The sequence below is a fragment of the Nonomuraea rhizosphaerae genome, from assembly GCF_019396405.1.
GTDB classification, from domain to species: Bacteria; Actinomycetota; Actinomycetes; order Streptosporangiales; family Streptosporangiaceae; genus Nonomuraea; species Nonomuraea rhizosphaerae.
Genome location: NZ_JAHKRL010000319.1, coordinates 1 through 9,341, shown reverse-complemented (window position 1 = coordinate 9,341; position 9,341 = coordinate 1). Strand labels below are relative to the sequence as shown.

General features: G+C 69.8%; 9 protein-coding genes. 4 read left to right on the top strand and 5 right to left on the bottom strand.

Going from position 1 to position 9,341, the window contains the following annotated elements:
• Nucleotides 1–572: C39 family peptidase (locus tag KME77_RS16150; RefSeq protein ID WP_219467848.1), on the top strand; the 572-nt coding region annotated here is incomplete at its 5' end.
• Nucleotides 573–595: 23 nt separating this feature from the next.
• Here the strand turns inward: KME77_RS16150 and KME77_RS16145 are convergent.
• The gene (locus KME77_RS16145) at nt 596–943 is read right to left on the bottom strand and encodes a hypothetical protein (RefSeq protein ID WP_219467846.1); all 348 of its coding nucleotides are present in this window, start codon (nt 941–943) and stop codon (nt 596–598) included.
• Between the two features lie 249 nt (nt 944–1,192).
• Between KME77_RS16145 and KME77_RS16140 the strand changes: the two genes are divergently transcribed.
• Nucleotides 1,193–1,504 carry a LysR family transcriptional regulator gene (locus KME77_RS16140; protein ID WP_219467843.1) on the top strand — a complete coding sequence of 104 codons (312 nt, stop codon included), beginning with the start codon at nt 1,193–1,195 and terminating at the stop codon, nt 1,502–1,504.
• A 799-nt stretch (nt 1,505–2,303) separates the two neighbouring features.
• On the opposite strand, the gene KME77_RS16135 is transcribed toward KME77_RS16140, so the two are convergent.
• The 4 genes from KME77_RS16135 to KME77_RS16120 all read right to left on the bottom strand — a co-directional run bounded on the left by KME77_RS16135 (nt 2,304) and on the right by KME77_RS16120 (nt 7,572).
• Nucleotides 2,304–3,563: an SAM-dependent methyltransferase gene (locus tag KME77_RS16135; protein WP_219467841.1), complete on the bottom strand. Its 1,260-nt coding sequence runs from the start codon at nt 3,561–3,563 to the stop codon at nt 2,304–2,306.
• A gap of 4 nt (nt 3,564–3,567) precedes the next feature.
• On the bottom strand, nt 3,568–4,917 hold the full coding sequence (locus tag KME77_RS16130; RefSeq protein WP_219467853.1) for an FAD-binding oxidoreductase: 1,350 nt from the start codon (nt 4,915–4,917) through the stop codon (nt 3,568–3,570).
• Between the two features lie 130 nt (nt 4,918–5,047).
• Nucleotides 5,048–6,031 carry an NAD(P)-dependent oxidoreductase gene (locus tag KME77_RS16125; RefSeq protein ID WP_219467838.1) on the bottom strand — a complete coding sequence of 328 codons (984 nt, stop codon included), beginning with the start codon at nt 6,029–6,031 and terminating at the stop codon, nt 5,048–5,050.
• Complete coding sequence (locus tag KME77_RS16120) at nt 6,028–7,572, bottom strand: serine/threonine-protein kinase (RefSeq protein WP_219467835.1); 1,545 nt, start codon at nt 7,570–7,572, stop codon at nt 6,028–6,030. Before KME77_RS16120 ends, KME77_RS16125 begins: the two co-directional genes overlap by 4 nt.
• 139 nt (nt 7,573–7,711) lie before the next feature.
• Here KME77_RS16120 and KME77_RS16115 point away from each other — a divergent pair, with 139 nt between their 5' ends.
• Together KME77_RS16115 and KME77_RS16110 are read left to right on the top strand one after the other, a co-directional pair.
• On the top strand, nt 7,712–8,833 hold the full coding sequence (locus KME77_RS16115; protein ID WP_219467833.1) for a CaiB/BaiF CoA transferase family protein: 1,122 nt from the start codon (nt 7,712–7,714) through the stop codon (nt 8,831–8,833).
• A 1-nt stretch (nt 8,834) separates the two neighbouring features.
• On the top strand, nt 8,835–9,341 hold a 507-nt coding region (locus KME77_RS16110; protein WP_504739330.1), incomplete at its 3' end, for a cytochrome P450 family protein.

The following is a 9,341-nucleotide window of genomic DNA, read 5'->3' as shown; positions in this document are numbered from 1 at the left end:
CCTCACCCACCCCCTCCCCCATCCCCTCACCCACTGCTGAAGGGATCTTCACCCCTCTGAAGTACAAGCTCTCCCTCAAAGGGCAGAAGCAGCAGACGAACTACTACTGCGTCCCCGCGTCGTCCTCGATGAGCCTGTCCACCTTCGGGGTGAAGGTCAGCCAGGCGACCCTGGCCAAGAAGATGAGGACGACGACCTCCGGCACCAAGGGCGCCAACGCCGTCCCGGTGATCAACGCCTACGTCGAGTCGCGCGGCTACCGGTTCTCGATCCCCACCGACGCGGACGGCAACCCGGGCGTGCTGATGAGCCGGGTGTCGCAGAACATCGGTGACCTGCACCGCGCGCCGGTGATCGCCGTGTACATGGAGCGACTGCCCTGGAACAAGGGGAAGGTCAAGGGCAAGAAGGTCGGTCACGCGATCATCGCGTACGGCTACGACAAGCTGAAGGGCACGATCACCGTGTACGACCCGTGGAAGCCGACCGGCGGCTCCCACACCCTCAGCAGCGCCGCTCTCGCCAAGGTGCTGCAGCCGGCCGGCAACATGTACTACGTCTCCAGGCTCTGAGACGCCGGGCCGCTACCGCGACATCAGTCGGCCGTGTTGGAGCACGTGCCGGACGTGCTGAACTTGAACCAGTCGCCGGTGGCGTCGGTCACGACCACGTCGATGTACACCTCCTTGCCGACCTTGCAGCCGATCCTGAACAGCTTCTTGTCGTTGTACTGCTCCTTGAGGTCCCCGTCCTTGTACCAGCGGATGGTCACCGGCTGGAGGCCGCCCTTGTAGGCGATGGTGCAGACGATGAGCGAGGGGATCCGGTCGCAGTCCCCGAAGTCGTAGGCCAAGGGCTCCGCCGCCGCGGCGGGAGAGCCGGGGAGGACGAGGGCGAGAACGAGAGGAACGGTCAGCAGCACGGTCCGGAGAAACTTACGCATGGCGATTTTCCTTCGGAAGTTGTGTTGGGTCCCGATCGGTCAGGAATTGTTTTCCGGCGCTCGCGCGACTGGCCGCACCGGAGGATATGCAGCCGAAAGTAATAGACGCTTCCCCGCGCAACAACCGTTGATCGGAACCGAAATTAACACGATCGGAGAAAGGGGCGCCGGCCGCACCGGCGGGCCGTCATCCGCCACGTCCGCCCGCACGATACGTCCCTAGGGGACGTACGCACACGGGGGGCCGTGATGGACATCCAATCGATGCGCTATGCCGTGACGCTCGCGGAGGAACTCCACTTCGGCCGGGCCGCGCGCCGTCACCACATCTCCGCGCAGCCCTTCGGCCGGCGCATCCGGCGACTGGAACGGGAGCTGGGCCGGCCCTTGTTCCACCGCACGAGCAGACGGGTGACGCTGACCCCGGCCGGCGAGAGTTTCATCAGGCGGGCCCGCGCGGTCCTCGCCGAGATCGACGAACTGATCGCCAGTGTTCACGCTGAGTCCGCCCGCCGATTTCCCGAAGAAGAACGCGCCTGCGTTTCCCTTCTCCGGAAATAGGGGCGGGCGTTTTCGTACGCGCACGGTTCGCCGTCCGTGACGGGTGGCGGGCGAAATTCGAGGAGACATCATCACTTCGGCGACACGCCACCCTTCCGCGATCGGCCGGCCCCCGGACGAGATACCGCTCCCTCATCAGGCGCGGGCGATGCTCGACAGCACGCCGCCGCGGCGGCCAGGGCGCGGCTGGAGAGCCGTCGGCCAGTGCGTTACCTCATGATGGGTTCGGCGAGGGACATGTCGGCAAGCGTCCGCGGACCTGGCTGGGCGCCACCGGGCCGGGAGCCAGGCGCTGGCCTCCCATCTCGACGCGCTGCGCCGGGTCACGGACCTCACCGTCGAACCTCCGTGACACGATCTTCCGGGCCGCCGGCCGCGTCTACTGGCCGGCCACCACGATGTCGTCGAGGTGGAGTGACTGACCGGCGCTGCCGGGACCGTCCAGTTCCAGCATGACCTTGGCGGTCCCCGCGGGCGCGGTGAGCCGCGCGGAGAACTCCTGCCAGTTCGCGGTCAGGCCGGTGAGCGGTCGCCTCGGCCGCGGCGGATCACTGCCGGCAGCCGGGGGAGGCCCGGGGAGTGTGAGGGGCCGGGAGGCCCCTCACGCCGGGGGCCGTGGCCCCCGAGGAGGCACAGCCCGAGCCGTCAGGCGAGGACCGCGCAGTTGGCGGGGTGCGGGGGCCGCGCCCCCGCTCGGACGCAGTCTGAGCCGGAGGCGAAGGCCATGCCTGTCGGGGGTCGAAGGGGGGCGCGCCCCTGGGGGCGCGCCCGGAGCTTCAGGCGCAGGCCCGAGGGGGCGTCAGGGCCAGTCGAGGGAGGGACGGAGCGGGACCCCCGAGTGCCCCTCGGAGTCCAGCTTCACCCCCAGCACCTGATGGAGCTGCACCTTGTTGCGCTCGAACCCCACGATGCACCCCGCCATGTACAGCGCCCACACCCGGGCGGTGCCCATGCCGACCTCCTGGACCGCGTCGTTCCAGTTGGCGTCGAGGTTGTCGCACCAGTGGCGCAGGGTCTTGGCGTAGTGCTCGCGCAGGTTCTCCTCGTGCCGGATCTCGAAGCCGAGGTCCTCCATCTGGCGCACCAGCCAGCCGACGGACTCCAGCTCGCCGTCGGGGAAGACGTAGCGGTTGATGAAGCCGCCCTTGTTGAACGTCTTCTCGGTCCCGGTCGGGCGGGTGATGCAGTGGTTGAGGAGCCGGCCGCCGGGCCTGAGCTTGCCGTTGAGGAAGCGGAAGTAGGCCGGCACGTTCTGCTTGCCGATGTGCTCGGTGAGGCCGATGGAGCTGACGGCGTCGAAGTCGGTCTCGATGACGTCGCGGTAGTCCATGAAGCGGACCTCGGCCAGGTCGGAGAGGCCGGCGTCGACGATGGCCTTCTGCGCCCATTCGGCCTGCTGCCTGCTGAGGGTGACGCCGAGGGCCTTGACGCCGTAGTGCTTGGCGGCGTGCATGACCATGCCGCCCCAGCCGCAGCCGACGTCGAGCAGCCGCATGCCCTCCTTCAGCCCCAGCTTGCGTGCCACGAGGTCGAACTTGGCGAACTGGGCCTCTTCGAGGGAGGACTCGTCGGTGGGGTAGACCGCGCACGTGTACGCCATCGACGGCCCCAGCACCCACTCGTAGAAACGGTTGGAGACGTCGTAGTGGTGGTGGATGGCCTCGGCGTCGCGCTGCTTGGCGTGCCGGGAGCCGAGCCTGGCCAAGGCGCTCTGGCGCATCTCCTGCGGCGGCGGCGGGACGCGCATGAGCAGGGGCTTGAGGCCGAGCGAACGGACGGCGGCGATCTTCTCGGAGGTGGTCAAGTCGTTGGTGGTGATGTTCCACATGCGGTCGAGCAGGTGGTACATGTCGCCGTGGACGTCGATGTGCCCGGCGATGTACGCCCTCGCCAGGCCCAGCTCCCCCGGTGCCTGCGCGAGGTAGGCGACCGCTATGGGGGACTTCACCTCCAGTACCAGGTCGGCCCCGTCGGGCCCGGCCTTGCTGCCGTCGTAGGCCATGAACGCGATGTTGGCCTGTGGACCAACGATCTTCTCGAAGATGGACGCAAGAGCCATCAGCTCACCTTCCCCGTACACACTTGTCGTACAGGTCAAGCAGTCGGCCGTTCGGGTCGTATTCCTGCTTGACCGGCCAGTAAGCATCGCCGTTGTACAGCTCCCAGAACTGCTCACGGGCATAGAAGGAGGTCGAGTAGAGCGACTTGTGGCCGTCGAGCTCGTGCACCTCACGTTCGATGAGCCGGTTGTAGTAGCCGTCGAACTGCCCCCGTGGCAGCGGCACCATTCCCCAGAAGCCGAAGTTGACGTACAGCTTGCCGGGTTCGAGCGGGTAGAGCGGCCAGCGCGTCGAGGCCCGCAGCGGGCACATCCAGACGGGCGTCATGCCGACCTTGTCGTGGAAGAACTCCAGGAACTCGGCGCCCCGTTCGATCGGGACCTCGACGTCCTGGATGACCGACTCCTGGACGGGCTGGTCGCGCCAGCGGTCGACGCGGGCGGTGACGCCGTAGCGGCGGTCGAGGGCGACCAGGCGGCGGTAGACGTCGGAGCGCATCCAGCGGCGCGGCATGAGCGAGCGGACGACGGGCTGCTGGACGCCGAAGGCGCGCGAGCACCAGAACCAGTCGGTGTCCCAGCGCCACAGGTAGTCGCGGATGGACAGCCAGTCGCGGTTGCGCTGCCTGATCGACTGGTAGTAGATGCGCATGCCGGTGTAGTCGGAGACGTAGGGCGCGCGGTCGGAGAAGCGGCCGACGGTCACGTACATCTCACCGGGACGGAAGAAGACGGCGTCCACGAAGTCGACGGGCTCGCCGTCGTGCTCCATGCTGTCGCAGATCTCCTGCATGGCCAGCATGCACTTGTCGGCGTCGGTGAACTTGACGTGCGTGAGCCGCACGTACGGCTCGACCTTCCTGAGCTTGATCCGGATGCGCAGCGCGTAGCCGAGCGTGCCGTAGGAGTTGGGGAAGGCCCGGAACAGGTCGCGGTGCTCGTTGTCGTCGCGGGCGATCACGACGCGGCCGTCGCCGGTGAGGATCTCCAGCTCCTCGACCGACTCGTGCGGCAGGCCGTCGCGGAAGCTCGTGGACTCGATGCCGAGGCCGGTGACGGCCCCGCCCAGGGTGATGGTCTTGAGCTGCGGCACCACATACGGCATGAGCCCGTGCGGGAGCGTGGCGTCGACCAGGTGCTCGTAGGTCGTCATGCCCTGGACCTCGGCCGTCATCGTGACCGGGTCGACGCTGATGACCTCGTCGAGCTCCCTGGCCGAGAGCTTGGCGGTCTTGCCCGAGTCGCGGAACCTGAACAGGTTGGACGTGGCCTTGGCCAGCCGGGGAGCGGCGTCACCCGGGATCTCGGCGTAGGACTGCCTGATGTGCTCTACTGCCCGCTGGTGTGTCGACATCGTCGTCGTCACGGAAGCACCCCCTTGAGCTGGTAGAGATCGTCCGTAAGAAGGTATCTCCCTGGGCTGACATCGACCAGACCGGGGTCGTTAAAGACACGAAAACTGTTTATCGTGCCAGGTGAAATGCCTACGTGGGGGATGAACCGGAAAACTTTCTGCGGATGACCGGCGATACACCGTTGATCACGTTGGCCACCTCATGGCCGTCCAGGGCGGCCGTCAGGTTGGTCATCACGGCTGTGATCAGGCGTCCCGTGGACTCCGGGGTCACTCCGGCGACGTGCGGCGACAGCAGGACGCGGTCGAGCTTGCGCAGCGGGTCGTCCTCGGGCAGCGGCTCGGTCTCGAAGACGTCGAGCGCCGCGCCGCCGAGGTGGCCGGAGGCCAGCGCCTCGCTCAGCGCCGCCTGGTCGACGACCTCGCCCCTGGCCGCGTTGACCAGCAGCGCGCCCTGCTTCAGCCGCCGGGGGTCGATCAGGCCACGGGTCCGCTCCGACAGCGCGATCACCGCGACGACGATGTCGGAGCCGGTCAGCAGCGGCTCCAGCTCCTGGTAGCCGGGCTCGTCGCGGGGCGTGCGCGTCCAGTAGGACACCTCGCAGCCGACCGCGCGGAACAGCCGGGCGCAGGCGGCGCCGATCGGGCCGAAGCCGACGACGCCGACCCGCCTGCCGTGCAGCTCGCGCGGCTGCAGCTCCTGCTGCGGCCACTGCCCGGCCCGTACGGCGGCGTCGGCCTCGGCGAGCTTGCGCGACAGCGACATCGCGGCGGCCAGGCACCATTCGGACACGGCGACGGCGCTGACCCCGGCCGTGTTGGCCAGCGGCACGCCGGCGGCGGCCAGGGCGCTCAGGTCGTGGCCGTCGACGCCGACCGAGGGCTGCTGGACGAAGGCCAGCCGGGGCGCGGCCGCGACGGCCTCGGCGTCGAGCGCGAGCCGCGCCGTCCAGTCGCCGAGCACGATCTCCGCCTCGCCGAGCAGGCCGAGGAGCGCGGCGCGGTCGCGGGCGGGCGGCACCCGCACCTCGACCCGGTCGCCGAGGGGGGCGAGCAGCCGCCGCAGCGGCTCCTCGGGGAGCGGGGGCAGCGCGAGCAGGTTCCAAGGGGTCACGTGGCCACCGTAAAGCTGGAGATCACCTGCCGCATCAACCTCTGGTCCGATCTCCAGCGCGCCTCGGTGACGGTCCACGACAGGATGTAGGCGGTCTGCCCGATCGCCACCACCCGCTGCACCTCGCGGTAGCGGGTTCCCTGCGTGCTCCACGGCGCCGCGCCGGCGGCCCCGGCCGTGTAGGTGAACTCCTGCTCCACGGCCTTCGTCCCCTGGTGGGCGACGATCTTGCGGCGCAGCACGCGCAGGTCGGGCGCGTTCTGCCGCAGGGACTCCTGGGAGTCGCGGGCGACCTGGTTCGGGTCGATCTGGGCGTAGACGGCCTCGACGCCCAGGTGCGCCGCCCGGTCACGGCGCGTCCACTCGGTGTAGGCCTCCTTGCGCGCGCCTCTCCACCCGACGGGCCGCATGATCGACCAGCCGTCCCTCGACCTCCACGCCCGTACGACCGCCGCGGCCCGGGTGCGGGTGACCGTCGGGGTCGGCGTGGCGGTGACGCTGGGCGAGACGGCCGAGGGCAGGACGCTGGGCAGCGGGCTGGTCGCCGCCTGCTGGGTGATCCGGGGAGTTCCCTCGGCGGCGTCGCTGAACTTGAAGATCGCCACCCCGGCCCCCGTGACCGCCACCACCACGGCGGCCACGGCCGCGACGAGCGTGCGGCCACGGCTGCCGCGCCGCCGCCGCCGGGGCTCGATCTCGTGCCGGTCGTTGCTCGGCTGCTTGGCGGCGACGACGGCGGCCAGCAGCCGGTCGGCCTCCTCGGCGTCGACGCGTTCGTGCGCCTCCTTGCGCAGCAGCCCCTTCAGGGGCGGGTGCATGATCGGCGGGATCCTGCGGTAGTCGGGCTCTTCGCTGAGCAGCGCGTTCAGGGTGGCCATGGGGTCGCCGCGCTCGAACGGCGAGCGGCCGACCAGCGTGGCGTACAGCGTCGCGCCGAGGGACCACAGGTCGGAGGCGGGGCCGGACTCGGCGGCGCGCACGCGTTCGGGGGCCAGGAAGCTGGGCGAGCCGGTCACCATGCCGGTCGCGGTCAGCGAGGCGTCGCCCTCGGACTGGGCGATGCCGAAGTCGGTGAGCACGGCCCGGCCGTCGTCGGTGAGCAGGATGTTGCTGGGCTTGACGTCGCGGTGCAGGATGCCGACCTCGTGGGCGGCTTTCAGCGCCGACAGCACCTGCCGTCCGACGTCGGCGGCCTGCCGTACGGGGAGGGCGCCCGAGGTGGCGACGACCTCCTCCACGGACGGGTGGCGGACCAGCTCCATGATGATCCACGGCCGGCCGTCCTCCTCGACGACGTCGTAGATCGCGACGACCGACGGGTGGCTCAGCCGCGCCGCCATGCGCGCCTCGCGGGCGGTGCGCATCAGCAGCCGTTCCTGGTCGGCCCGTGACATCCCCTCGGGGAGCAGCACTTCCTTGACCGCGATCTGCCGGTTGAGCAAGGTGTCGCGGCCCTCCCAGACCACGCCCATGCCGCCCCGTCCCAGTTCGCGCACTAACTGGTACCGCTTGGCCACCAGCCGGTTGCTATCCGAAACCATGTCCAACCCCTGTAGACCCACCCGAACAGTGGGCAAGTTTCCCATACCTCACTGATCATTGCCGGAAGTCCGGAAGGTGCCTTGCCACACATCACCGAAGGTTGTTCTACTGAGGCGAAACGACACGTAGGAGAAACAGATGTCTGAAGGCCGTCAAGGCCCGCTCGCCGGGGTCAAGGTGCTGGAGCTCGCCGGGCTCGCGCCGGGACCGTTCGCCGGGATGATGCTCGCCGACCACGGCGCCGAGGTGCTGCGGGTGGACCGCGTGCCGGCCGTCTCCGACAAGCCCCGCGCGGACGTCATGGACCGTGGCAAGCACACGATCGGCCTGGACCTGAAGTCGCCCGAGGGCGTGGCCGCCTTCAAGGAACTGGCCCGCGAGGCCGACGTGGTCATCGAGGTGTTCCGGCCGGGTGTGGCCGAGCGCCTGGGCATCGGGCCCGAGGACCTGCACGCGGTCAACGAGAGACTCGTCTACGGCCGGATGACCGGCTGGGGCCAGGAGGGCCCGCTGGCCCCCACCGCAGGCCACGACATCGACTACATCGCGATCTCCGGCATCCTGTCGCTGCTCGGCCGCGAAGGGAGCAAGCCGACGCCGCCGATCAACATCCTGGGCGACTTCGCCGGCGGCGGCCTCATGCTCGCGTACGGGGTGCTGCTGGCCCTGTTCGAGCGCGAGCGCACCGGCAAGGGACGGGTGATCGACGCGGCCATGGTGGACGGCGCCGCGGTCCTGTTCGCGATGTTCTACCACGGCGTCCAGAGCGGCTTCTGGGGCGAGCGCGGGACGAACCTGCTCGACACGGGCGCCCCCCAGTACGACACGTACGAAACGGCCGACGGCCGGTTCCTGGCGGTCGGCTCGCTGGAGCCGCAGTTCTGGGCGGCGATGGTGACCCTGATGGAGCTCACTGACCTGCCCGACCGCGACGACAGGGCGCAGTGGCCGGCGCTGAAGGCCCGCCTGGCGCAGGAGTTCAAGAAGCGGACGCGGGCGGAGTGGGAGGCCGTCTTCGAGGGCTCGGACGCCTGCGTGTCCCCCGTGCTGTCCATGGCGGAGGCGGCCGCGCACCCGCACAACGTCGCCCGGGGCAGCTTCACCGACGTCGGCGGCATCAGCCATCCGGTGCCCGCGCCCCGGCTGCTCGGCGCGCCGGCCCAGGACCTGTCACCGGCCACCCGCCTCACGGACCTGTCCGGATGGGGCCTGAACGCCGAGACCACCGAGAAGCTCCGCTCCCAGGGGGTGCTGGCCTGAGATGAACCCCGACTTACTCGACGGCGACCTGTACGCGGGCGACCCCGGTCCCGTCTACGCCTGGCTGCGCGAGCACTCCCCCGTGCACTACGACGCCGCGAACAATCTGTGGGGCATCTCCCGCCACGCGGACATCGCGGCCATAGAGCGTGATCCAGGACTGTGGACGAGCACCGGCGGTTACCGCCCGCAGCTCCCGTCCGACCCGTCGATGATCGGCCTGGACGACCCCGAGCACGCCGAGCAGCGTCGCCTCGTCTACCGCCGCTTCACGCCCCGCTACGTGCGCGAACAGTACGCCGAGCGGGTCCGTGAGGTGGTCACCGAGCAGCTGGACCACGCCCTGGAGGCGGGCGCGGTGGACGCGGTGAGCGCCCTCGCCGCGCCGCTGCCCGCCCGGGTGATCGGCTGGCTGCTCGGCTTCCCCGACGAGGAGTGGCCGCGGCTCAAGCACTGGTCGGAGACGACGATCGTCGCGGGTGGCGGGCTGCGCTACGTGACCCGATCG

Coding starts and splice junctions, on each gene's coding strand:
- KME77_RS16145 (WP_219467846.1), bottom strand. CDS start 943: ATGCGTAAGTTTCTCCGGACCGTGCTGCTGACCGTTCCTCTCGTTCTC.
- KME77_RS16140 (WP_219467843.1), top strand. CDS start 1,193: ATGGACATCCAATCGATGCGCTATGCCGTGACGCTCGCGGAGGAACTC.
- KME77_RS16135 (WP_219467841.1), bottom strand. CDS start 3,563: ATGGCTCTTGCGTCCATCTTCGAGAAGATCGTTGGTCCACAGGCCAAC.
- KME77_RS16130 (WP_219467853.1), bottom strand. CDS start 4,917: ATGTCGACACACCAGCGGGCAGTAGAGCACATCAGGCAGTCCTACGCC.
- KME77_RS16120 (WP_219467835.1), bottom strand. CDS start 7,572: ATGGTTTCGGATAGCAACCGGCTGGTGGCCAAGCGGTACCAGTTAGTG.
- KME77_RS16115 (WP_219467833.1), top strand. CDS start 7,712: ATGTCTGAAGGCCGTCAAGGCCCGCTCGCCGGGGTCAAGGTGCTGGAG.